The following is a 21377-nucleotide window of genomic DNA, read 5'->3' as shown; positions in this document are numbered from 1 at the left end:
AGGCGACCGCCCGGGGTGCGATCCGGGCCAGACGGGGGCATCCCTGCACCGCGACGCACCGGAACGGGGCAGCGCCCCCCCCCCCGCCGTCGCCCGCCCCTCCGCCGAAGCGGCGCGCCGCCCCTTGCAGTGGACATCGCCGGCCCCACCTGCGTCGCTTCACGCGAAATTCGACGCCGCCATGCCGCTCTTGCTCCTCAGCCTCCTGGGTCTGCTCGCCCTGGCCCTGCTCCTGCTGCCCCCCTGGCAGCGCCGGCGCCGGCGCCAGCGCTGGATGGCGGCCCCGTTCCCGGCCGCCTGGCGCAGCCTGCTGCGGCGTGAGTGGCCGCTGTACCGCCGCCTGAGTCCGCCCCAGCAACGCCGGCTCCAGCAGCTGATCCAGGTCTTCGTGGCCGAGAAGCCGGTCATCGGCAGCGCCGGGTTCAACGTCAGCACGGCCATGAAGGTGCTGATCGCCGCCCAGGCCTGCCTGCCGCTGCTGGGCCATGCCCGCGGCGTCTATCCGCAGCTCAGCCAGGTGGTGGTCTACCCGGCGGCCTTCGCGGTGCAGCGCGTGCATGACCTCGGGGCGGGCGTGCAGATGGAGCGGCGTGACTGGCTCAGCGGCGAGTCCTGGCAGCAGGGGCAGGTGATCCTGTCCTGGCAGGACGTGCTGGCCGGCGCGCGGGCGCCGCACGACGGGCGCAATGTGGTGATCCACGAATTCGCCCACCAGCTCGACCAGGCCAATGGCCGGGCCAACGGCGCGCCCCCGCTGGGCAGCCGCGAGGCGCATGCGCACTGGGCCGACGTGATGCAGCGGGAGTTCCAGGCGCTGAGACAGGCGCTGGCCATGGGGGCGCCGACGCTGCTCGACCCCTACGCCGCGACGGACGAGGCCGAGTTCTTCGCCGTGGCCAGCGAGAGCTTCTTCGAGCAGGGCGAGGACCTGGCCCGCGTGCACCCGCGTCTGTATGCGCTGCTGGCCAGCTACTACGGGCTGCAGACCCGCCACTGGCAGAGCGGGCTGCTCAGCTAGCGCGGGCGTTCAGAAGCCCAGCGAGGCCAGGAGGTCGTCCACGTCGTCCTGCTTGAGCGCCTTGTCGGGCGTCTGCACGCCTTCCAGCGCCGCGCTGGAACCGGCAACGCTGGCTTCCTCTGCCGCCGCGGGCGGCTCGGAGCTTGCCAGCAGCTGCTGCAGCGGGCTCTCCACCCGATCCAGCATGCCGATGACCTTGTTGATCACCTGCCCCGACAGATCCTGGAATCCCTGGGCCAGCATCAGCTCGGTGTGCAGGCCCTGCTCGCGCTCGCCGAAGCCGCTCGCCTGGCGGGCGTAGGCCGCGCACAGCCGCATCATCGCCCGGGCGCGATCCACGCTCATGTCGTCGGAGGATGCCAGGCGCTCCAGGGCCTCGGCCAGATCCTGGCCCTTCCTGGCCACCTCGCCGGCATCGCTCTGGGCCTTCTCGACCAGGTTCAGCACCTTGTTCGCCGCCTGCTCGGTCATCTCCTGCACATAGCGCAGGCGCTCGCAGGCGTCCGGCAGTTCCTCGACGACCTTGTGCAGCACCCGCAGCGCCTCCGCGCTCAGCTCGCTGTGCAGGGCCTGGTCACGGGCCGGCTCCGGGCGAATCGGGTCGTCTGACATGGCGGTGATCGTGCTGTTCCCTGGGTGGCGATCAGGCCCATCGCCTGCCGCACCCCGGCATCGTAGTCCCCCGGCACGCCAGCCCCGCGCCCACGAAAGCCGCCATTTGCACGACAAATCACACACTTCGCTTTTGGATCGCGGGCGATACTGCGCCCAAACTGGCCAGCACGGGCACCTAGCTGTCATGAGTCCCTCCCCGATCGCCTCCGAGCGCCTCCCGCGCGACGCCGGGCCACTGGATCACGCCCTGAGCGAGCTGCAGGGGCTGGCCCTCGCCCTCGTGGACGAGCAGGGCCGCATCAGCCAGGCCAATGCCGGCTTCGGTGCGCTGACCGGGCTGCGCCCGAGCCAGCTGCGAGGCTGCGCCGTGAGCACCCTGCATTCCCTGCCGGCGCCCCTGCTGTCCCAGCTCGCCAAGGCTGCCGGGCAGCCCGACCCGCTGTGGCAGGACGAGCTGCGCTGTCCGACCCCCGAGGGGGACCACCTCTATCTTTGGCAGATCCAGCGTCTGCACAGCGCCGGGCCGGCGCGGCGCCAGCTCGTGCTGTGCGGCACGGACCTCGGCCCGGATGCCGGTGTTGGCACGGGCAGCGAGAGCCAGGAGCTGCAGAACGAAGTCCTGCACACGCTGGTCTACGAGGACGAGCTCACCGGCCTCATCAGCCGCTACGCCTTGCGCGAGCGCCTGCTGAGCCTGATCGAGCGGCGCGAGGAGTTCGGCCTGCTCGCCATCAAGCCGCGCGACTTCAGCCTGCTGCGTGACAACTTCGGCCCGGACGGCGCCGACGAGGTGCTCGTGGCCGTGGCCAGCGCGCTCAAGACCCTGCTGCCCGCGCCCGCTGTCGTGGCGCGCTCGCTGGGCGTCGAGTTCACCGTCCTGATGCCCGGCCCGGGCGGCATCGAGGAAATGCAGCGTCTGGGCCGCATGGTGCTGCAGCGCTTCACGCAGCCCCTGAGCCTCAAGCGGACCGAGCTCGTGGTGCCCGTGAGCATCGGCATCGCCTGCCACCCGCTGCACGGCGCCGAGCTGGAAGAACTGCTGCGCAATGCCGACACCGCGCTGCACAGCGCCCAGGAGGACGGCGGCCGCACGCAGCGCGTCTACGACCCCCGCATGCAGCAGCGCGCCCGCGAGCGGCTGTGGCTGGACCATCACCTGCGCAAGGCGCTGGAGCTCCAGCAGCTGGAACTGCACTACCAGCCCAAGCTCGACCTGCGCACCGGGCACTGCCTCGGCGTCGAGGCCCTGCTGCGCTGGCGGCACCCGAAACGCGGCCTCATCCGCCCGGACCTCTTCATCGCCCGCGCCGAGGACAACGGCCAGATCTCCGCCATCGGCCGCTGGGTCATCGTCAGTGCGGCCTCCCAGGCCGCGCAGTGGCGCGCCCTGGGTCTGCCCACCCGCATCGCCGTCAACATCAGCGCACGGCAGTTCCAGGACGCCGACCTGCTGCGCTGGCTGTCCGAATGCCAGCGCGCGGCGCACGGCCTGCTGGACGTGGAGCTCACCGAGAGCAGCGTCATTGGCGACCAGGCACGCACGGCCGCCTTCATGCAGGAGTGCCGGGGCCTCGGCTACAAGGTCTATCTCGATGACTTCGGGACGGGCTTCTCCTCGCTGGCCATGCTGGCCCGGCTGCCCATCGACGTCATCAAGCTGGACCGTTCCTTCCTCAAGTCCGGCCCCGAGCAGGAGCGCAGCGAGGCGCTGATGAAGTCGGTGGTGAGCGTGGCCAAGGAGCTCAACCTGAGCATCGTGGCCGAGGGCGTGGAGACCATCTCGCAGGAGGCCTTCCTGCGGGACATCGGCGTGCAGTCCGCCCAGGGCTGGCTCTACGCGGCCGCCATGCCTTCGGCGGAGTACCCCGCCTGGCTGCAGTCGCGCCAGCGGCGCTGAGCCACCCGCGGCCGAGGCGCCTCAGCCCCAGAGATCGAGCGGCGGCTCGTGGGCCAGCGCCTTGAGCAGGTCGCTGCGCGAGACAAAGCCCGTCACGCCGCCGGCCTCGTCCACCACGGGCAGCCCCGGCAGGCGCAGGTCCAGCAACAGCCGCGCGAGCTGCCGCAGCGAGGTCTGCGGGCTGGCGCCCGGCACGGGCGAGAGCATGTGCTGCTCGACCGTCTCGGTGAGCAGGTGCTGCCAGTGCCAGGGATTGGGCAGGTCGGCCGACCCCATCAACGACGGCGGCAGCAGCTCGCCGCGCAGCAGCAGGCCGATGAGGCGGCCATCCGCCGACAGCACGGGCGCCTGGCCCAGGCCCCGGCGCTGCAGCGCCTGCCAGGCCTCGTCGATGCTCATGCCGCCGGACAGGCAGAAGGCGGGGCTGCTCATCACCGCGCGGACCCGGGACAGCGGATGCTCGCGGTCCGGCGCGCCCTCGTACTGCGCCAGGGCCTGACGCACCACCACCGGCCGCGCCTCGGACTGGGACGTCAGGCCGGCCTGCACCGGCTGCAGCGCCGCGCCGGCCACCTCCGCGCCGCGCCCGACCGCCGCCGCCGCACGCACCCGGGCCAGCGCCTGCACGGCATCGGACCGTGCCAGCTGCTCGATGTCACCACTGACGACGCGCCCCGCAAGACCATAGACCGTGAACATGGACACCTCCGCAGCCTGCCGCAGGAACGGCAGGGTCAGACCGCATTGTCCATGCCAGCCTTGCCCCCAGGAAAAGGCTGGGATCGCAAGAGGCAAAACCTGACCCCATGATTGGAGGTGCGCCCACGCGGGCGTCACGGCGGCCCACTACACTTCGCGGTCATTTTCCGGCGCATGCGCGCCCTGGAGCCTCCATGCCGCGCCGCCCCGCCCTTGCCGCCTTCTGTTCCGCCGCCCTGACCGCCTTACTGCTGGCATCGGCCCTGCCCGCCGGGGCCGCCACGAGCCACCCCTGGCTCACGCAGGCGCCGCGCATGGAGAAGTCGGCCCACTTCACGAACCTCGAGGACGGCGCCCGCATCGAGACGCCCTACCTCGTGCGCTTCGGTCTCACGGGCTTCGGCATCGCCCCGATCACCAAGGCGCAGGCCCACACCGGCCACCACCACCTGCTGATCAACCGCGACCTGCCGCTGGACTTCTCCAAGCCCCTGCCCTTCACCGAGCAGTACATCCACTTCGGCAAGGGCCAGATGGAAACGGCGCTGAACCTGCAGCCGGGGGTCTACACGCTGCGCCTCGTGCTGGCCGACCACCGGCACGTGCCGAACTTCGTCTACAGCAAGCCCATCAAGGTGACGGTGACGGCGCAGCGCAAGGACATCGACCCGGCGTCCCTGCAGAAGCCGGGCATCTCCGTGCGGCCGGTGCAGGCGGAGGTGGGCGAGAACACGCCCGTGCAGGTGCTCTTCCATGCCTCGGCGCTGAACGTGTCGCACCAGGCGCTCAAGGAAAAGGGCACGGGGCACTTCCGACTGCAGGTCCAGCCCGAGGGCCGCGCCGCCGAGCTGATGGACTTCGCGGGGGGCGAGACGGAGGCCTGGCTGCGTCCGCCCAAGGGCCGCTACACGCTGAAGCTGGAGTTCGTCGACAACCTGGAGCCCGGCAAGGTGCTGCACACCAGCGAGCCGGCCGCGCTGCGCGTCGGCGCGCTCTGAACGGGCCTCAGCCGACCGGCAGCGCCGTCTCGTACTTCACCTCGCGCAGCACCACGTTGCTGCGCACGCTGGCCACGCCCGGCACCTTGAAGACCTTGCTCTGCAGGAACTGGTCGTAGGCCTTCATGTCCGGCACGACGACCTTGATCACGTAGTCCGCCTCGCCCGTGATGCCGTGGCACTCGATGATCTCGCGGCTCGTCAGCACGAGCTGCTCGAACTGCTCGACCGCCCCCTCGCTGTGCCTCACGAGGCTGACGTTGGCCAGCACGCAGATCGACAGCCCCAGCTTCTCGCGGTCCACCAGGGCCACGTGGCGGCGGATCACCCCGCTGTCCTCCAGCTCCTTCACGCGACGCCATACCGGCGTGGCCGACAGCCCCACCCGCTCGGCCAGCGCCTGCGTGGACAGGCGGGCGTCCGCCTGCAGCGCCTCCAGGATCTGGCGCGTCGCCCGATCGAAACGTTCCGACTCCATATCAAGCCTCCTTGAGATGAATTCTCTCATTCACCCGCTTGACAGGGGGAATTGAAGAAACAAACACTGCCAGGGCTCGCCAAAAATCTCGCGCAGTTTTCCCTACAAGAACCCGCGCCAGGAGACCCCCATGTCCGATGCCCTCACGCCCGCCCCGCGCCCCGATGTGCCGGCGCTGCGCCCCTACAAGCTGTCGGACAACCTCAGCGCCGCCACTGGCCAGGTCTTCCTCACCGGCACGCAGGCCCTGGTGCGCCTGCTGCTGGCCCAGAAGGCGCTCGACGAGCGCAACGGCCTGAAGACCGCGGGCTTCGTCTCCGGCTACCGCGGCTCGCCGCTGGGCATGGTCGATCAGCAGCTGTGGAAGGCCAAGAAATTCCTCGACGCGGCCCAGGTGAACTTCCTGCCCGCCATCAACGAAGACCTGGCCGCCACCGCCTGCCTGGGCGTGCAGCGCGTGGCGCTCGACCCCAAGCGCACGGTCGATGGCGTCTTCGCCATGTGGTACGGCAAGGGCCCCGGCGTGGACCGCTCCGGTGACGCGCTCAAGCACGGCAACGTCTACGGCACGTCCACGCAGGGCGGCGTGCTGGTGGTGTGCGGGGACGACCACGGCTGCGTCTCCTCCTCCACCCCGCACCAGAGCGACCTCGCGCTGCAGGCCTGGAGCATGCCCATCGTCCATCCGGGCAATGTGGCGGAGTACCTCGAGTTCGGTCTGTACGGCTGGGCGCTGTCGCGCTTCTCGGGCGCCTGGGTCGGCTTCAAGGCCATCTCCGAGGTGGTGGAGTCCGGCATGACGGTGGACCTGGACCGCGTACCGCTGGACTTCGAGCTGCCCGTCGACTACGTCGCACCGACGAATCTGCACATCCGCCAGGTCGACCTGCCTTCGCTGGACCTCGAGTCGCGCCTGGCCCACAAGCTGGACGCCGTGCTGGCCTTCGCCAAGCTGAATTCCATCGACAAGCACATCGTCACCAGCCCGCGCGCCACGCTGGGCATCGTGACCGTGGGCAAGGCGCACTACGACTTCATGGAGGTGCTGCGCCGCCTCGATCTGGACCCCAACGCCCTGGCCGCGGCCGGCGTGCGCGTCTACAAGGTCGGCCTCGTCTTCCCGCTGGAGCCCACGCGGATGCGCGAGTTCGCGCAGGGCCTCACCGACATGCTGGTGATCGAGGAGAAGGCTCCGGTGGTCGAGCGCCAGATCAAGGAGCTGCTGTACCACCTGCCCGATGCCCAGCGCCCGCGCGTGGTCGGCAAGACCGATGAGCACGGGGCCGCGGTGCTTTCCGCGCTCGGCGAGCTGCGCCCCTCACGCATCATGGCCACGGTGGCGGACTGGCTGGCCCGCCTCAACCCGGCCCTGGACCGCCGCCATCTGGTGGTGGACTTCCTCACGCCCTGCCTGCTCTCCAACGAGGCCGATGGCGTGCGCCGTCAGCCCTACTTCTGCTCGGGCTGCCCGCACAACACCTCGACCAAGCTGCCCGAGGGCTCGCGTGCGCTGGCCGGCATCGGCTGCCACTTCATGGCCAGCTGGATGGAGCGCGGCACCTCCGGCCTGATCCAGATGGGCGCCGAGGGCGTGGACTGGGCGGCGCACAGCCGCTTCACCACGGAGAAGCACGTCTTCCAGAACCTGGGTGACGGCACCTACTACCACTCCGGCTACCTGGCCATCCGCCAGGCCATCGCGGCGCGGGCGAACATCACCTACAAGATCCTCTACAACGACGCCGTGGCCATGACCGGCGGCCAGCCGGTGGACGGCACGACCAGCGTGCCCCAGATCGCGCGCCAGGTGGAAGCCGAGGGCGTGAAGCGCCTCGCCGTGGTGTCCGACGAGCCCGAGAAGTACGTGGGCCACGAGGGCCTCTTCCCGCCCAAGACCACCTTCCATCCGCGGGCCGACCTCGACGCCGTGCAGCGCGAGCTGCGCGAGATCGAGGGCGTGACGGTGCTGATCTACGACCAGACCTGCGCCGCCGAGAAGCGCCGCCGCCGCAAGAAGGGCGAGTTCTACGACCCGCCCAAGCGCGTCTTCATCAACGAGGCCGTCTGCGAGGGCTGCGGGGACTGCGGACAGGCCAGCAACTGCCTGTCGGTCGTGCCGGTCGAGACCGACTGGGGCCGCAAGCGTGCGATCGAGCAGAGCAGCTGCAACAAGGACTTCAGCTGCGTCAACGGCTTCTGCCCGAGCTTCGTCTCGGTGCACGGCGCCCAGCTGAAGAAGAAGGTCGGCTCGGGCTTCACCGCCGCCGATCTGGCGCGCGAGATCGACGCCATCCAGCCGCCCGCCGCCTGGCAGTGGACGGGCCCCTTCGACATGCTGGTGACCGGCGTGGGCGGCACCGGCGTGGTGACCGTGGGCGCGCTCGTTTCGATGGCGGCCCATCTGGAAGGCAAGCAGGCCTCCGTGCTCGACTTCATGGGCTTTGCGCAAAAGGGCGGCTCGGTGCTGTCCTTCGTGCGCGTGGCGCCGACGCAGGACCTGCTCAACCAGGTCCGCATCGACACCCAGCAGGCCGACGTGCTGCTGGCCTGCGACATGGTGGTGGGCGCCTCGCCCGATGCCCTGGGCACCGTCAAGCCCGGCCGCACCGTGATCCTGGCCAACACCCACGAGCTGCCCACCGCCGCCTTCGTGCGCAACCCGGACGCCAGCCTGCAGGGCCTGGGCCTGCTCGCGAAGATGCAGCATGCCGTCGGCGGTTCGGACGAGCTGCTCGACACGATCGACGCCCAGTCCATCGCCCAGACGCTGATGGGCGACACCATGCCCAGCAACATCATCATGCTGGGAGCCTGCTGGCAGCGCGGCCTGATCCCGGTGAGCTTTGCGGCGCTCATGCGTGCCATCGAGCTCAACGGCGTGGCCGTGGACGGCAACAAGACGGCCTTCGCGCTGGGCCGCCTGGCCATTGCCGCGCCCGAGGCCCTGCGCCGCCTGGCCGGCCAGCCCGAGGCAACGCCGGTGCAGCTGCTGCTGGGCCAGGACAAGCTCGATGGCGAAGACGGCCTCATCAGCCGCCGCCTGCGCTTCCTGACCGACTACCAGGACGCCGCCTACGCCCAGCGCTACCTCGCCCTCGTGCAGGAGATCCGCCTGGCCGAGGGCCGCCTGGGCGAGCTGGGCCAGGGCGAGCGCCTGTCCAAGGCCGTGGCGCGCTACCTCGCCAAGCTCATGGCCATCAAGGACGAGTACGAGGTCGCCCGCCTCTACACCGACGGCCGCTTCGAGCAGGCGCTGAAGGAGCAGTTCCAGTCCTTCGACCGCCTGTCCTTCCACATGGCCCCGCCCCTGGTCTCCAAGCCCGGCGCCGATGGTCGCGCGAAGAAGATCGAGCTGGGCAGCTGGACCTTCTCGGCCTTGAAGGTGCTGGCCGGTCTCAAGGGCCTGCGCGGCAGCTGGCTGGACGTCTTCGGCAAGACCGAGGAACGCCGCATGGAGCGCCAGCTGCTGGCCGACTACGAGCAGCTGCTGCGCCGCGAGATCCTGCCGCTGCTGCAGCCCGGCCTCGAGAAGCCGCGCTACGAGCTGATGCTGGCCCTGGCCCGCCTGCCCGAGAAGATCCGTGGCTACGGCCACGTCAAGCTGGCCAATGTGGTGACGGCCCGCGCGCAATGGAAGGACTTGCTGGATCGACTGCAGGGCAAGGTGCAGGACGCCAGCCCGGTGGCCAGCGCGGCACCGATCCGGATCAAGGGCGTGGCCGAGCTGTAAGGCCGGGTTCGCGCCGTCCGGCCAGCGGTACAAGTCCGCACCGAAGGACCGCCCCGCGGTCACTTCGGCCGGCTCCGGCGCTATCCTGCCGGCAGCGCCCCTTCCGCCATGCCACTGCACGACCTCGCCTGCCCCCTGCGCCGCCAGTTGCTGGCGACGGCCTGCCGTGCAGGGCTCGCGACGGGACTGGCCTTGGCGCCGCCACGGCCGCGGGCCCAGCCGCCCGCCGCGACGACGTCGGTGATCCGGCACAACATGTCGGATACCGATGAGCCGGACCCCTACCGCCTGCAGGTGCTTCGCCTGCTGCTCGACCGCACCCGCAGCAGCCACGGTGGCTACGAGCTCCGCACGGACCTGAGCTCCACCACCCAGAGCCGCGCCCTCGCGCAGCTGCGGGCCGGGGATATCGACGTCTGGGCCAGCATGTGCTCGCGCAGCCGCCAGGACGCCGGCATCAGCCTGCCGATCTGCCTGCGGCGCGGTGTGAATGGCGTGCGGCTGCCGGTGGTGCTGGCGGAGCGTCGCCAGGAGTTCGAGGGTCTGCGCCACGCGCTGGCGCTGCGCACCTACCGCTTCGGCCAGGTGAGCCACTGGCCGGATGCCCGCGTGCTCGCCGGCAACGGCTTCAAGCTGGAAGCCGTCCAGACGCTCGAAGCCTTCCCCGCGATGCTGAAGCTGCGCCGCTTCGACATCTTCCTGCTGGCCGCCGACGAGGCCCATGCCATCGTCGATGCCCACCCGGAGCTCGCCGTGCTCGACGGCTGGTGCATCGCCTATCCCTCGATCTACGGCTTCTTCGTCAACACCCGCCTGCCGGCGCTGGCCGATCGCCTGCGGGCCGGCTGGACGCAGTGCCTGGCCGACGGCAGCTTCGCGGCGCTGTTCGAGACGCATCTCGGGCGGCAGGTCCAGCGCGCGCAGCTGGAGAAGCGGCTCTGGTTCCGCCTGCCCAATCCCGACCTGCCGGATGGCATGCCGCTGCACGAGCGTGGCCTGTGGCACCCGCTGGTCTGGCAGAAACTGCTGGCGCCGCTGGCACCGCCGAAGGCCCGGCAGCCCCTGCCCGCCCGCGGCTGACGCCCCCGCCGTCCCGCGCCGCTCGACCCCGTGGAGGCCCGTGAAGGCCCGCGGCATCCGGCCGCCCACCCTGGAAGAACTGCCAATAGGGTTGCGCCCGATCTCTGCTGGCAAACCCCGAGCCCTTGGGCCCGCTCGGCCACCACACTCCCGCTTGCGCATGCAGAAGTTGTGCGGCATGCGCTCCATAACAGCCGGGTCGCAAGGCCCGAATCATCCATCCATCTGTACGAGGCAGATATGCACACGAAACTTCTGAAGTCCCCCATCGCCCGCACCCTGGGCGTCGTGACCGCGCTGGCCCTGAGCGCCCTGGGCGCCCAGGCGGCCACCGTCAACAACACCTACATCCAGAACTCGGCCACCGAGATCCGCGGCCAGCTGGGCGGCTACGCACGCCCGACGGTGTACGTGGACCGCAACGCCTGCGGCGAGGGCGTCCCCGGCAATGCCGTGGCCTGCGGCCCCTACACCATCAGCGTGGGCGTGCGCTTCCTGCAGGGCCAGGAGAACAGCTACGGCAACTACGTGGCCAAGTTCATCATCGCCCATGAGTGGGGCCACAGCATCCAGTTCACGCGCGGCATCTACAAGCAGGCGCCGATGCAGGAGCTGCAGGCCGACTGCGTGGCCGGCACCTTCGCCAAGTACGCGCAGACCTCGCTGGGCTACCCGGCCTTCATCGAGTCCGCCGTCCGTTCGGCCCGCGCCGCCGCGGACTACTCCACGCACGGCTCTCCGGCGCAGCGCGACTACTACGCGCGCTACGGCTACGCCAACGGCCTCGGCCGCTGCCTGAGCCTGTAAGGGGCGGGACCATGAGCCCCAAGCATCTCGGGCTGGCCGCCCTGGTCGTCACGGGGCTCACGTTCGTCAGCTGGCACTGGCTGGATGAACGTGAGGCCGCGCGTGCCGAGGAGGCCCAGGCCCGCGCCAAAGCCGAGGCGGCCCAGCGCAACGCGGGGCTCAACACCGGTCTGGCGGACCTGTTCCGCCCGCTGCCGGCCAGTGCCGCGCAGGCGCCGGGGGCTGACGCCTCCGGTCAGCAGGTCTGGATGGCCGCGGGCCAGGGCGGCACGACCGGCAGCGTGCCGGGCATGCCGCCCCCCGACATCCAGCCGGAGACCCCGCAGCAGCGGGCCGAGGCCGAGGCCCTGCGCCAGCTGGGCTACCACATCGACCAGCGCTACTACCAGATGACGCTGGCGACGCTGCGGCAGGCCGCCGAGGCCGGTGACCGCCAGGCGCTGACGCATCTGGCCGAGCGCTATCTCTTCGCCCTGGACGGCAAGCCGCAGGACCCCGACTTCGAGGCGGGCTACCCCTACCGCGAAGCGGCCCGCGAGGCCCTGCGCCAGGCCTATGTGCGCGGCAACCTGCATGCGGCGTCCATCATCTCGGAGTCCTATCTGCTGGAGAAGCGGCCGCTGGATGCCGCCGCCTGGAACCTGGTCGCCCGTCGGTCGGGGGACACGCTCAGCGCCGACTGGCTGCTGAAGACCAAGGACTACCAGCAGCTGAACGACGCCCAGCGCAGCGAGGCCACGCGCATGGCCGACAGCCTGTGGGCGGAACTGGAAGCGCGACGCCAGAACAAGGGTTGAGTCGCGACCTTCCCCCCTCGACGGCAGCCCCCGCGGCTGCCGTTTTTCATGGCGGCCCGACGGTGCGCGTTCAGACGGGGGCGTTCAGAGCCGCGTGAAGGGCCCGCGCGCCAGCCAGCGCTCGATCTGTGGCTGGCGGTCGTTGCCCCAGAAGGGTTCGCCGTCGATCATGAAGAAGGGCGCCCCGAACACACCGGCCGCCACGGCCGCCTCGTTGACACCCCGCAGGCGCTGCTTCCAGGTCTGGTCCTGCCAGGCCTGCTCGGCCGCATCGGCGTCCAGGCCCAGCTCGGCCAGGAGCGCCCGCAGCTGCGCGGGGTCGCTGAGCACCACGCCACGCGTGAAGTAGGCCCGCAGACCGGCCCGCGCAAAGCCCACGGCCTGCGACGCGCCCTGGGTGTCATGCAGCCACCAGAACACCCGGGCGGCGTTCTGCGTGGGGATGGGGAAGGTCTCGGGCTGGCGGTACGGCAAGCCGGCGAAGTGAGCGGAGCGCTCGAAGTCGCGCAGCGCGTAATCCCGCTTGATCGGGTGCGCCACCGGCGGCTTCAACTCGGCGGCCTGGAAGGTCACGCCCAGCAGGATGGCCTGCCATTGCACCGTGCGCCCGTGGCGAGCCGCGACGGCGTCGATCCACTCCGACGCGATGTAGGCATAGGGCGACGAGAAGTCGAAGTAGAACTGGATCGGGGGCCGCGCGGGACTGCCCGAGCGGGCGGCAAAGGGAGATTCATGCATCTCGCGACCTTAGGCGATCTGCGTGACGCCCGCAGCCGGGCTTTCACCGGTTTGGCGCGCGTGCCGCACCGAGGCTGCACGCGCGCCGACGGGCGCGCTCAGCGCAGCCGGAAGCCGCGCACCAGCTCGTTCAGTCGGTGGGCCTGGCTCTTGAGGCTCTCGGCCGCCGCGGCGCCCTCCTCGACCAGCGCCGCGTTCTGCTGCATGGACTGGTCAAGCCGGTCGACGGAGTCGGCGACCTCGCGCAGGCCGCTGCTCTGGGTGCGCGCCAGCTGCGTGGCGTCCGCGATCAGCGCGGCCACGCGCTCGATGCTGCCCACGACCTCCTGCATGCGTTGCCCGGCATCGTTGACCAGGCCGGAGCCCGCATCGACCTGCTCCACGGAGCTGGTGATCAGGCTCTTGATCTCCTTGGCGGCCTCGGCACTGCGCTGGGCCAGCGAGCGCACCTCACCCGCGACCACGGCGAAGCCACGGCCCTGCTCGCCCGCTCGGGCGGCCTCCACCGCGGCGTTCAGCGCCAGGATGTTGGTCTGGAACGCGATGCCGTCAATGACCCCGATGATGTCGGCGATCTTGCGGCTGGAGTGGCTCACGCCGCTCATCGCGGACACGGCCCGGCCGACGACATCGCCGCTCTGCCGCGCCTGCTGGCTCGTCTGCTGAGCCAGCTGGCTGGCCTCGTCCATGGCCTCGCTGCTGTGGCGGGCCGCCTCCGTCATGTTGCGCATGGAGCTGGCCGCGGCCTGGAGGTCGGCGCTGCCCTGCTCGGTGCGCTGGCTGAGGTCCTGGTTGCCGGCCGCGATCTCGCTGGCGGCGGTGTTCACCTGCTCGGCGCCATCGTGCAGCGTGCCCATGACCTGGCGCAGGTTCTCCTGCAGCCCCTGCATCACGCGCAGGCCCTCCTTGGCCGAGGCGGCACCCTCGATGCGGATGTCCTCGCTCAGGTCGCCCGCGCTCACGCGCTGCACGCCGGACATCAGGTGCTTCATGAAGTCCGCAGTGCCGCTGGCGCTGTCCAGGTACAGCCACACCACCAGAGCACCGAGCAGCAGGCTGCCGGTGATCAGCGTGCCGCGTCCGAGGCCGCCCAGCAGGCCGCCCACCACCCACGCCTGAAGCCCCACGTTCAGGGCCACGTTCAGCAGCACCCGCTGCTTCATCGTCAATCCAGCCCACAGCATCGCCACCTCCAAAGAATTCGACTCAAGGCCTGGAGCCTATCCAGCCGACGGGCGACACGCGGCCCGGGCGAGGCGCTGATCCGGCGCAAGCGTGAAAAAAGGCGGGACTGAGCCCGCCTTCGAGGGGAGGGGCGGGGCGTGCCTCAGACCAGCGCGCGGCCGATCAGGATCTTCTGCACTTCGGACGTGCCCTCGTAGATCTGGGTCACGCGCACATCGCGGTAGATGCGCTCGACGGGGAAGTCGCTCACATAGCCATAGCCGCCGTGGATCTGGATGGCCGCCGAGCAGACCTTCTCGGCCATCTCGGAGGCAAAGAGCTTCGCCATGGCCGCTTCCTTCAGGCAGGGCTGGCCGGCGTCCTTCAGGCTGGCGGCATGCCAGATCAGCTGGCGCGCGGCCTCGATCTGCGTGGCCATGTCGGCCAGCTTGTGCTGCATGGCCTGGTGCTCGAAGATGGGCACGCCGAAGGCAACGCGCTCCTTGCTGTACTTCAGTGCCGCCTCGAAGGCCGCGCGCGCCATGCCCACGCTCTGGCTGGCGATGCCGATGCGCCCCCCCTCCAGGCCGGACAGCGCGATCTTCAGGCCCTGGCCTTCCTCGCCCAGTCGGTAACGCGCGGGGATGCGGCAGTTCTCGAACAGGATCTGGGCGGTGTCGCTGGCGTGCTGGCCCATCTTGTCCTCAATGCGCGCGACGGTGTAGCCGGGCGTCCGGGTGGGCACGAGGAAGGCGCTGATGCCCTTCTTGCCGGCGGCCTTGTCGGTCACGGCCATCACGATGGCGACGTCGCCGTTCTTGCCGCTGGTGATGAACTGCTTGACGCCATTGAGCACGTACTCATCGCCCTCGCGGACCGCGGTGGTCTTGAGCCCGCCGGCCTCGGAGCCCACATGCGGCTCGGTGAGACAGAAGGCGCCGAGCATGTCGCCGCGGGCCAGGGGCTTGAGGAACTCCTGCTTCTGCTCCTCGTTGGCAAAGGCCATCAGGATCGAGCACACCGGGCAGTTGTTGACGCTCACCACGGTCGAGGTGGCGCCGTCGCCAGCCCCGATCTCCTCGAGGATGATGGCCAGGGCAAGGTAGTCGAGGCCCGCACCGTCGTACTCGGTGGGCACGGCCACGCCGTAGCAGCCCAGCGAGGCCAGGCCCTTCAGCTCCTCGGCGGGGAAGTGGTGGCTCTTGTCCCACTCGGCCGCCTTGGGCGCGATCTGGTCTTGCACAAAGGCGCGCACGGCGTCCTGCACGGCACGATGGTCTTCACTGAGCAGCATGAGAGGGGTACTCCGGGGGACGGGGAAATCGGGGGATCCGTGGATCGTCGGGAAACGAGGACGAGGCGCCTCGTGAGCGCCTCACCAGGCCAGGGGCTGGCCGTCGAAATTGAAGAAGCCGCCATTGTCGGACGGCTGCAGCCGGGCCAGCAAGGCGCGCATGCCGCCGATGCTGGTGGCAGGGTCGATGTCGGCGCCGGCGCCGCCCATGTCGGTGCGCACCCAGCCGGGATGCAGGCTCACGCAGATGGCGCGGCCGGCGAGCTCCAGGGCGGCGTCCCGCATCACCGAGTTCAGCGCGGCCTTGGAGGCACGGTAGAGCCAGCCATGGCTGTTCTCCCTCAATGCCAGTGAGCCCATGATGGACGAGATCATCGCCACGCGCGCCTGCGGCGCCAGGCTGTCCATCAGCTGCGGCAGCAGGCGCATGGGGCCCAGCACATTGGTGTGCATGACCTCGTCGAAGACAGCCTCCGACGGGGTGACCAGGCCGTCGGTGCGCGCACCGAAGACGCCGGCATTGAGCACCACCTCGTCAAAGGCCTCGCCGTCGATCTGCCAGGCCAGGCCGGCGCAGCTGGCCACGCTGGCCACGTCCAGCCGCAGCGCCTTGGCGCCCAGGGCCTGGAGCGCGGCCAGGCCCTCGTCACTGCGGGCCGTGGCCACGACGCGGTCGCCCGCCTCGCGGTACTGGCGCACGAACTCCAGGCCCAGGCCGCGGGAGGCGCCGATGATCAGGACATGCTTCATGGGTGTCGCCTCGGGGGCGTCAAAAAGGAAGGCGCGGTCCGGACCTCAGCCGGTGGCCGCGCCTCGTGGGGCCGGGGCAAGACCCGACCCTCAGCTTCAGATGAGTTCGACGCCCACGGCCGTGGCTTCGCCACCACCGATGCACAGCGAGGCCACGCCGCGCTTCAGGCCACGATGCTTCAGCGCGCCCAGCAGGGTCACCAGGATGCGGGCACCGGAGGCGCCGATCGGGTGGCCCAGCGCCACGGCGCCGCCGTTGACGTTGACGATCTCGTGCGGCAGCTTGAACTCGGCCATGGCGGCCATGGTCACGGCGGCGAAGGCCTCGTTGACTTCCCACAGGTCCACGCTCTTGGCCTCCCAGCCGTTCTTGGCCAGCAGCTTCTGGATGGCGCCGACCGGGGCGGTGGTGAACCACTCGGGCGCGTTGGCGTGCACGGCCGTGCCCACGATGCGGGCCACGGGCGTCAGACCCATCTTGGCGGCGGTGCTCTCGCGCATCAGCACCAGGGCGGCGGCGCCGTCGGAGATGCTGGACGAGGTGGCGGCGGTGATGGTGCCGTCCTTCTTGAAGGCGGGCTTCAGGCCGGGGATCTTGTCCAGCTTGGCCTTGAAGGGCTGCTCGTCACGGCCGATCACGACGTCACCGGCCTTGCCCGCCAGCGTGACGGGCGCCATCTCCCAGGCGAAGCTGCCGTCCTCGTTGGCCTTCTTGGAACGCTCGGTCGAGGCGATGGCGAACTGGTCCTGAGCCTCTCGGGTGAAGGCGTACTTGCTGACGCACTGCTCGGCGAACACGCCCATGGCCTTGCCGCGCTCGTAGGCGTCTTCCAGGCCGTCCAGGGCCATGTGGTCGTACATCTGCGCGGCCCCGTACTTCACGCCCTTGCGCGCGAACATCAGGTGCGGGGCATTGGTCATGGATTCCATGCCGCCGGCGATGAGGATGTCGGCGCTCTCGGCCTTCAGGGTGTCATGCGCGAACATGACGGCGCGCATGCCGGCGCCGCACATCTTGGACAGGGTCACGGCACCGACGGACTGCGGCAGGCCGGCCTTGAGCACGGCCTGGCGGGCGGGGGCCTGGCCCTGGCCGGCCATCAGGCAGTTGCCGATGAAGGCTTCCTGGATGGCATCGGCGGGCACGCCGGCGCGCTCGACGGCGGCCTTGATGGCCACGGCGCCCAGCTCCCAGGCGGCAAGGTTGGAGAAGTCACCCAGCAGGCCACCGATGGGCGTGCGGGCAGCGGAGACGATGACGATGGAGTCGGACATGGAGGCTCTCCTGGAATGGACTCAAGGGGTTATTGGATGGGCAGCTCGCGGTCCAGCGGCTCGGCCGGCCGCGCCGGGATCGCTGCGCCCGCGTGCTGGGCTTGGAAGCGCTTGTGCGCATCGTAGGGAAAGACGTCGTGCACGTGGCCGGCCAGGATGCGCTCCTTGTGCCCCTGCCAGAAGCCGGCGTCGAGCAGGTCGGCGTGGTGGCGCATGAAGAGCTCGCGCACGCCCGGATGGCCCAGCAGGAAGGGGCCGAAGGTCTCGGGGAACACGTCGCGCGGGCCGACGGCGTACCAGACCTCGCCCGAGAGCTCCTCCTCTTCGGTGCGCGGCGTCGGCACCTTGCGGAAGTTGCAGTCGGTGAGGTATTCGATCTCGTCGTAGTCGTAGAACACGACCTTGCCGTGGCGGGTCACGCCGAAGTTCTTCCAGAGCATGTCGCCGGGGAAGATGTTGGCGGCCACCAGGTCCTTGATGGCGTTGCCGTACTCGACGACGGCATGCTCCAGCTGCTGCGGCGTGGCTTCCTGGATGTAGATGTTGAGCGGCACCATGCGGCGCTCGATGTACACGTGCTTCAGGATCAGGTCCTCGCCCTTCTCCTCGACCAGGCTCGGGCAGAAGGTCTTGAGCTCCTTGATGAGCTCCTCCTCGAAGCGGTAGCGCGGGAAGGCGACGTTGCTGTACTCCAGCGTGTCCGCCATGCGGCCCACCCGGTCGTGCTGCTTCACGAGCAGGTACTTGCTCTGGATGAGCTCGCGCGTCGTCTCCTTCTGCGGCGGGAAGTAGTCCTTGATGAGCTTGAAGACGAAGGGATAGCTCGGCAGGTCGAACACCAGCATCACCATGCCCTTGATGCCGGGGGCGATGCGGAACTTGTCCGAGGAGTGGCGCAGGTGGTTGAGGAAGTCGCGGTAGAACAGGTTCTTGCCGTGCTTCTGCAGGCCGATGGCGCTGTAGAGCTCGGCGCGCGGCTTGCGCGGCATCAGCGAGCGCAGGAACTGCACGTAGGCGCTCGGCACCTCGGCATCGACCATGAAGTAGGCCCGCGCGAAGCTGAAGAGCATCAGCAGGTCGTCCTCGCCGAAGAGGGCGGCGTCGATGTAGAGGAAGCCCTTGTCGTTGTGCAGGATGGGCAGCGCGAAGGGCGTCTCGGTGAAGCCGTTGATGATCTTGCCGACGAGGTAGGCGCCCTTGTTCCGGTAGAACAGGCTGGAGAGCACCTGGATCTGGAAGTTGGTGCGCCAGCGGAACAGCCCGAGTTCGCGCTGCACGGCGCCGAGCACGCTGTCGACGTCACGGCCGAGGTCCTCGAAGTCGCGGGCCAGCTGGAAGTTGTGGACGATGCGGATCATCGTGTCCCGCAGCGTCTCCCGCGTGGGGTAGTAGCAGCGGAACGTCGGCGTGGCGGCGGGCTCCTCGTTCTCGATGTATTCCGTCGAGACGGCCGGCCGCACGAAGATGAAGTCGTTGTGGAAGTAGCCGTGGTGCAGGATGCGCGTGCAGGCCGAGTTGAAGAAGGTCTCGGCCAGCTCGGGCTGCAGGTGGTTGGTCAGCAGGCCGATGTAGTGCAGCTTCACCTGCTGCCACACGGTCATGGGCAGCCGGCTGACCTGGAACTCGGCCTCGAGCATCTCGACGGCCTCGTCCACCCGCTTGTCATAGAACTCGATCCGCTGCGCCTGCGCCTTCTGCTGCCCGTGCCAGTCCGCCCGCTCGAAGCGCTTCTTGGCCTCGGCCGTGGTCGCGCGAAAGAGCCGGTAGTGCTTGTTGAAGCCGCCCAGCAGGGCTTGCGCGATCAGGTGGGCGCGAGAGTCGGTGAGCTGCTGCGGAAACATGACGGTCGGCCTTCGGGCTGCGGCGAGGCGCTCAGCTTACGCGGGCCGCTTCGTAGCGCTGCTTGACGGCGGTCAAGGCCTTCTGGAACGCCGAGGCCAGTTGCTCGGGCGCGCCGACGGTGATCCGCAGGTCCTCCAGCAGGCCGTTGTGCAGGCCGTAGACCCAGCCGTGCACCACGACTTCCTGCCCGCGGGCCCAGGCGTCCTGCACGACCGTGGTCTGGCAGGCGTTGCGGGCCTGCTCCAGCACGTTGAGCTCGCACAGGGCGTTGACGCGCTGGCGCTCGTCCAGGGTGTCCAGCCACTCGAGGTGGTGGTTGCGCACGTCCTGCACGTGGCGCAGCCAGTTGTCGACGAGGCCCACGCGCTGGTCCAGCAGCGCGGCCTTCACGCCGCCGCAGTTGGAGTGGCCGACCACGATGATGTGCTTGACCTTCAGCGAGTCCACGGCGAACTGCATCACCGAGAGGCAGTTGAGGTCCGAGTGCACCACCACGTTCGCGACATTGCGGTGCACGAAGAGCTCGCCCGGCAGCAGGTTGACCAGCTCGTTGGCCGGCACGCGGCTGTCGGCGCAACCGATCCAGAGGTACTCCGGCGTCTGCTGCTTCAGCAGGCGCGAGAAGAAGCCGGGCTCGCGCGTCTCGGTCTCGGACGCCCAGCGCTTGTTGCTTTCCAGCAGTTCTTGCAGTTCGGTGCTCATGGCCGCATTGTCGAATCGTGGGGCGGTCCAGCCCTGCCCATTGGGCAAGGCTGACTTCGTTCCGGGGGCTTGCCGGCCCCCGGCGAGGCATCACATCGTCTCGGCGAAGAGTTCGCGGCCGATCAGCATGCGGCGGATCTCCGAGGTGCCGGCACCGATCTCGTACAGCTTGGCATCGCGCCACAGGCGGCCCAGCGGGTATTCGTTGATGTAGCCGTTGCCGCCGAAGATCTGCACGCCCTCGCCGGCCATCCAGGTCGCCTTCTCGGCGGTCCACAGGATGACGGAGGCGCAGTCCTTGCGCACCTGGCGCACATGGTCGGTGCCCAGCATGTCGAGGTTCTTGGCCACGGTGTAGGCGAAGGAGCGGGCGGCCTGCAGCACGGTGTACATGTCGGCGACCTTGCCCTGGATCAGCTGGAACTCGCCGATGCTCTGGCCGAACTGCTTGCGGTCGTGGATGTAGGGGATCACGTTGTCCATCACCGACTGCATGATGCCCAGCGGGCCGCCGGTCAGCACGGCGCGCTCGTAGTCCAGGCCCGACATCAGCACCTTGGCGCCGCTGTTGACGGCCCCCAGCACGTTCTCGGCCGGCACTTCCACGTTCTCGAACACCAGCTCGCCGGTGTGGCTGCCGCGCATGCCCAGCTTGTCCAGCTTCTGCGCGATCGAGAAGCCCTTCATGCCCTTCTCGATCAGGAAGGCCGTGACGCCGCGCGCGCCCAGCTCGGGCTCGGTCTTGGCGTAGACCACCAGGGTGTCGGCGTCGGGGCCGTTGGTGATCCACATCTTGTTGCCGTTCAGGACGTAGTAGCCGCCCTTGTCCTCGGCCTTGAGCTTCATGCTGATGACGTCCGAGCCGGCGCCCGGCTCGCTCATGGCCAGCGCCCCCACGTGCTCACCGCTGATCAGCTTGGGCAGGTACTTGGCCTTTTGCGCCTCGTTGCCGTTGCGGTTGATCTGGTTCACGCACAGATTGCTGTGCGCGCCGTAGGACAGGCCCACCGAGGCGCTGGCGCGGCTGATCTCCTCCATCGCCACCATGTGGGCGAGGTAGCCCATGTTGGCGCCGCCGTACTGCTCCGGCACGGTGATGCCCAGCACGCCCAGCTCGCCCATCTTGCGCCACAGGTCCATCGGGAACTGGTCGTTGCGGTCGATCTCGGCGGCACGCGGGGCGATCTCGGCCTGCGCAAAGTCGCGCACGGCGTCGCGCAGCGCGTCGATGTCTTCACCAAGTTGGAAATTCAGGCCGGGCAGGTTCATCTCAGTCTCCGAGGCAGGTTGTCCAGGGCCGGCGCACCCGGCTTTCGGGGCGCATCCAGGCCGGCGCCCCGCATCTTCCGTGCCGGGCGCAACTTTACGTTTACGTAAACGTCAATTCTAGCCAGGTGTGCCAAAGGTCGCAGGACATTCGATGCAACCGTTCTCAACATTTCAAGCAAATACGAAAGTGCCGGACACTGGCTGGACGCACCACGAACAATGAC

Annotated in this window: 18 protein-coding genes; 7 read left to right on the top strand and 11 right to left on the bottom strand. The window is 69.5% G+C overall.

Annotation, left to right across the window (positions count from 1 at the left end; all coding sequences use genetic code 11):
• The first annotated feature begins 181 nt into the window (after positions 1 to 181).
• Entirely contained in the window at positions 182 to 1018 is an 837-nt protein-coding gene (locus QRD43_RS11905; RefSeq protein ID WP_285982700.1) for a M90 family metallopeptidase, read from the top strand.
• A 9-nt stretch (positions 1019 to 1027) separates the two neighbouring features.
• Here QRD43_RS11905 and QRD43_RS11900 read toward each other — a convergent pair whose 3' ends face one another.
• Entirely contained in the window at positions 1028 to 1630 is a 603-nt protein-coding gene (locus QRD43_RS11900) for a protein phosphatase CheZ (RefSeq protein ID WP_285982699.1), read from the bottom strand.
• A gap of 187 nt (positions 1631 to 1817) precedes the next feature.
• On the opposite strand from QRD43_RS11900, the gene QRD43_RS11895 reads away from it, so the two are divergent.
• Entirely contained in the window at positions 1818 to 3530 is a 1713-nt protein-coding gene (locus tag QRD43_RS11895) for a putative bifunctional diguanylate cyclase/phosphodiesterase (protein ID WP_285982698.1), read from the top strand.
• Between the two features lie 21 nt (positions 3531 to 3551).
• On the opposite strand, the gene QRD43_RS11890 is transcribed toward QRD43_RS11895, so the two are convergent.
• Positions 3552 to 4229, bottom strand: coding sequence for a CBS domain-containing protein (locus QRD43_RS11890; RefSeq protein ID WP_285982697.1), 678 nt, complete (start codon positions 4227 to 4229; stop codon positions 3552 to 3554).
• Between the two features lie 194 nt (positions 4230 to 4423).
• Between QRD43_RS11890 and QRD43_RS11885 the strand changes: the two genes are divergently transcribed.
• On the top strand, positions 4424 to 5227 hold the full coding sequence (locus QRD43_RS11885) for a DUF4399 domain-containing protein (RefSeq protein ID WP_434063868.1): 804 nt from the start codon (positions 4424 to 4426) through the stop codon (positions 5225 to 5227).
• Positions 5228 to 5234: 7 nt separating this feature from the next.
• On the opposite strand, the gene QRD43_RS11880 is transcribed toward QRD43_RS11885, so the two are convergent.
• A complete protein-coding gene (locus QRD43_RS11880) occupies positions 5235 to 5705 on the bottom strand; it encodes an Lrp/AsnC family transcriptional regulator (RefSeq protein WP_285982696.1) in 471 nt (156 codons plus the stop codon).
• A 130-nt stretch (positions 5706 to 5835) separates the two neighbouring features.
• Here QRD43_RS11880 and QRD43_RS11875 point away from each other — a divergent pair, with 130 nt between their 5' ends.
• The 4 genes from QRD43_RS11875 to QRD43_RS11860 all read left to right on the top strand — a co-directional run bounded on the left by QRD43_RS11875 (position 5836) and on the right by QRD43_RS11860 (position 12119).
• On the top strand, positions 5836 to 9435 hold the full coding sequence (locus QRD43_RS11875; protein ID WP_285982695.1) for an indolepyruvate ferredoxin oxidoreductase family protein: 3600 nt from the start codon (positions 5836 to 5838) through the stop codon (positions 9433 to 9435).
• A 108-nt stretch (positions 9436 to 9543) separates the two neighbouring features.
• Positions 9544 to 10515 carry a hypothetical protein gene (locus tag QRD43_RS11870; protein ID WP_285982694.1) on the top strand — a complete coding sequence of 324 codons (972 nt, stop codon included), beginning with the start codon at positions 9544 to 9546 and terminating at the stop codon, positions 10513 to 10515.
• Positions 10516 to 10755: 240 nt separating this feature from the next.
• A complete protein-coding gene (locus QRD43_RS11865) occupies positions 10756 to 11322 on the top strand; it encodes a neutral zinc metallopeptidase (RefSeq protein ID WP_285982693.1) in 567 nt (188 codons plus the stop codon).
• An 11-nt stretch (positions 11323 to 11333) separates the two neighbouring features.
• Positions 11334 to 12119, top strand: a complete 786-nt coding sequence (locus QRD43_RS11860) for a hypothetical protein (protein ID WP_285982692.1) — start codon at positions 11334 to 11336, stop codon at positions 12117 to 12119.
• Positions 12120 to 12203: 84 nt separating this feature from the next.
• Here QRD43_RS11860 and QRD43_RS11855 read toward each other — a convergent pair whose 3' ends face one another.
• The 8 genes from QRD43_RS11855 to QRD43_RS11820 all read right to left on the bottom strand — a co-directional run bounded on the left by QRD43_RS11855 (position 12204) and on the right by QRD43_RS11820 (position 21153).
• Entirely contained in the window at positions 12204 to 12857 is a 654-nt protein-coding gene (locus QRD43_RS11855) for a 2-hydroxychromene-2-carboxylate isomerase (RefSeq protein WP_285982691.1), read from the bottom strand.
• Between the two features lie 98 nt (positions 12858 to 12955).
• Positions 12956 to 14020 (bottom strand): methyl-accepting chemotaxis protein, encoded by a 1065-nt coding sequence (locus QRD43_RS11850; RefSeq protein ID WP_285982690.1) that lies wholly within the window; start codon positions 14018 to 14020, stop codon positions 12956 to 12958.
• A 164-nt stretch (positions 14021 to 14184) separates the two neighbouring features.
• On the bottom strand, positions 14185 to 15315 hold the full coding sequence (locus tag QRD43_RS11845; protein WP_285982689.1) for an acyl-CoA dehydrogenase family protein: 1131 nt from the start codon (positions 15313 to 15315) through the stop codon (positions 14185 to 14187).
• A gap of 81 nt (positions 15316 to 15396) precedes the next feature.
• Positions 15397 to 16065, bottom strand: a complete 669-nt coding sequence (locus QRD43_RS11840; RefSeq protein ID WP_285982688.1) for an SDR family oxidoreductase — start codon at positions 16063 to 16065, stop codon at positions 15397 to 15399.
• 96 nt (positions 16066 to 16161) lie between these two features.
• Complete coding sequence (locus QRD43_RS11835; RefSeq protein WP_285982687.1) at positions 16162 to 17340, bottom strand: acetyl-CoA C-acyltransferase; 1179 nt, start codon at positions 17338 to 17340, stop codon at positions 16162 to 16164.
• Between the two features lie 29 nt (positions 17341 to 17369).
• A complete protein-coding gene (gene aceK / locus QRD43_RS11830; protein ID WP_285982686.1) occupies positions 17370 to 19181 on the bottom strand; it encodes a bifunctional isocitrate dehydrogenase kinase/phosphatase in 1812 nt (603 codons plus the stop codon).
• 31 nt (positions 19182 to 19212) lie between these two features.
• On the bottom strand, positions 19213 to 19884 hold the full coding sequence (gene can, locus QRD43_RS11825) for a carbonate dehydratase (protein ID WP_285982685.1): 672 nt from the start codon (positions 19882 to 19884) through the stop codon (positions 19213 to 19215).
• A 90-nt stretch (positions 19885 to 19974) separates the two neighbouring features.
• The gene (locus QRD43_RS11820; RefSeq protein ID WP_285982684.1) at positions 19975 to 21153 is read right to left on the bottom strand and encodes an isovaleryl-CoA dehydrogenase; all 1179 of its coding nucleotides are present in this window, start codon (positions 21151 to 21153) and stop codon (positions 19975 to 19977) included.
• Positions 21154 to 21377: the final 224 nt, after the last annotated feature.

Origin of the sequence: Roseateles subflavus (genome assembly GCF_030285365.1) — a bacterium.
GTDB lineage: Bacteria > Pseudomonadota > Gammaproteobacteria > Burkholderiales > Burkholderiaceae_C > Roseateles_B > Roseateles_B subflavus.
This window is presented reverse-complemented; position numbering and strand designations above follow the sequence as displayed.

What these genes read in the sequence shown, in the direction of transcription:
- QRD43_RS11890 (WP_285982697.1), bottom strand. Translation starts at nt 4,229, where the DNA reads ATGTTCACGGTCTATGGTCTTGCGGGGCGCGTCGTCAGTGGTGACATC.
- QRD43_RS11865 (WP_285982693.1), top strand. Translation starts at nt 10,756, where the DNA reads ATGCACACGAAACTTCTGAAGTCCCCCATCGCCCGCACCCTGGGCGTC.
- QRD43_RS11820 (WP_285982684.1), bottom strand. Translation starts at nt 21,153, where the DNA reads ATGAACCTGCCCGGCCTGAATTTCCAACTTGGTGAAGACATCGACGCG.
- QRD43_RS11885 (WP_434063868.1), top strand. Translation starts at nt 4,424, where the DNA reads ATGCCGCGCCGCCCCGCCCTTGCCGCCTTCTGTTCCGCCGCCCTGACC.
- QRD43_RS11880 (WP_285982696.1), bottom strand. Translation starts at nt 5,705, where the DNA reads ATGGAGTCGGAACGTTTCGATCGGGCGACGCGCCAGATCCTGGAGGCG.
- QRD43_RS11840 (WP_285982688.1), bottom strand. Translation starts at nt 16,065, where the DNA reads ATGAAGCATGTCCTGATCATCGGCGCCTCCCGCGGCCTGGGCCTGGAG.
- QRD43_RS11845 (WP_285982689.1), bottom strand. Translation starts at nt 15,315, where the DNA reads ATGCTGCTCAGTGAAGACCATCGTGCCGTGCAGGACGCCGTGCGCGCC.
- QRD43_RS11895 (WP_285982698.1), top strand. Translation starts at nt 1,818, where the DNA reads ATGAGTCCCTCCCCGATCGCCTCCGAGCGCCTCCCGCGCGACGCCGGG.
- QRD43_RS11870 (WP_285982694.1), top strand. Translation starts at nt 9,544, where the DNA reads ATGCCACTGCACGACCTCGCCTGCCCCCTGCGCCGCCAGTTGCTGGCG.
- can (WP_285982685.1), bottom strand. Translation starts at nt 19,884, where the DNA reads ATGAGCACCGAACTGCAAGAACTGCTGGAAAGCAACAAGCGCTGGGCG.
- QRD43_RS11850 (WP_285982690.1), bottom strand. Translation starts at nt 14,020, where the DNA reads ATGAAGCAGCGGGTGCTGCTGAACGTGGCCCTGAACGTGGGGCTTCAG.
- QRD43_RS11860 (WP_285982692.1), top strand. Translation starts at nt 11,334, where the DNA reads ATGAGCCCCAAGCATCTCGGGCTGGCCGCCCTGGTCGTCACGGGGCTC.
- QRD43_RS11900 (WP_285982699.1), bottom strand. Translation starts at nt 1,630, where the DNA reads ATGTCAGACGACCCGATTCGCCCGGAGCCGGCCCGTGACCAGGCCCTG.
- QRD43_RS11905 (WP_285982700.1), top strand. Translation starts at nt 182, where the DNA reads ATGCCGCTCTTGCTCCTCAGCCTCCTGGGTCTGCTCGCCCTGGCCCTG.
- aceK (WP_285982686.1), bottom strand. Translation starts at nt 19,181, where the DNA reads ATGTTTCCGCAGCAGCTCACCGACTCTCGCGCCCACCTGATCGCGCAA.
- QRD43_RS11875 (WP_285982695.1), top strand. Translation starts at nt 5,836, where the DNA reads ATGTCCGATGCCCTCACGCCCGCCCCGCGCCCCGATGTGCCGGCGCTG.
- QRD43_RS11835 (WP_285982687.1), bottom strand. Translation starts at nt 17,340, where the DNA reads ATGTCCGACTCCATCGTCATCGTCTCCGCTGCCCGCACGCCCATCGGT.
- QRD43_RS11855 (WP_285982691.1), bottom strand. Translation starts at nt 12,857, where the DNA reads ATGCATGAATCTCCCTTTGCCGCCCGCTCGGGCAGTCCCGCGCGGCCC.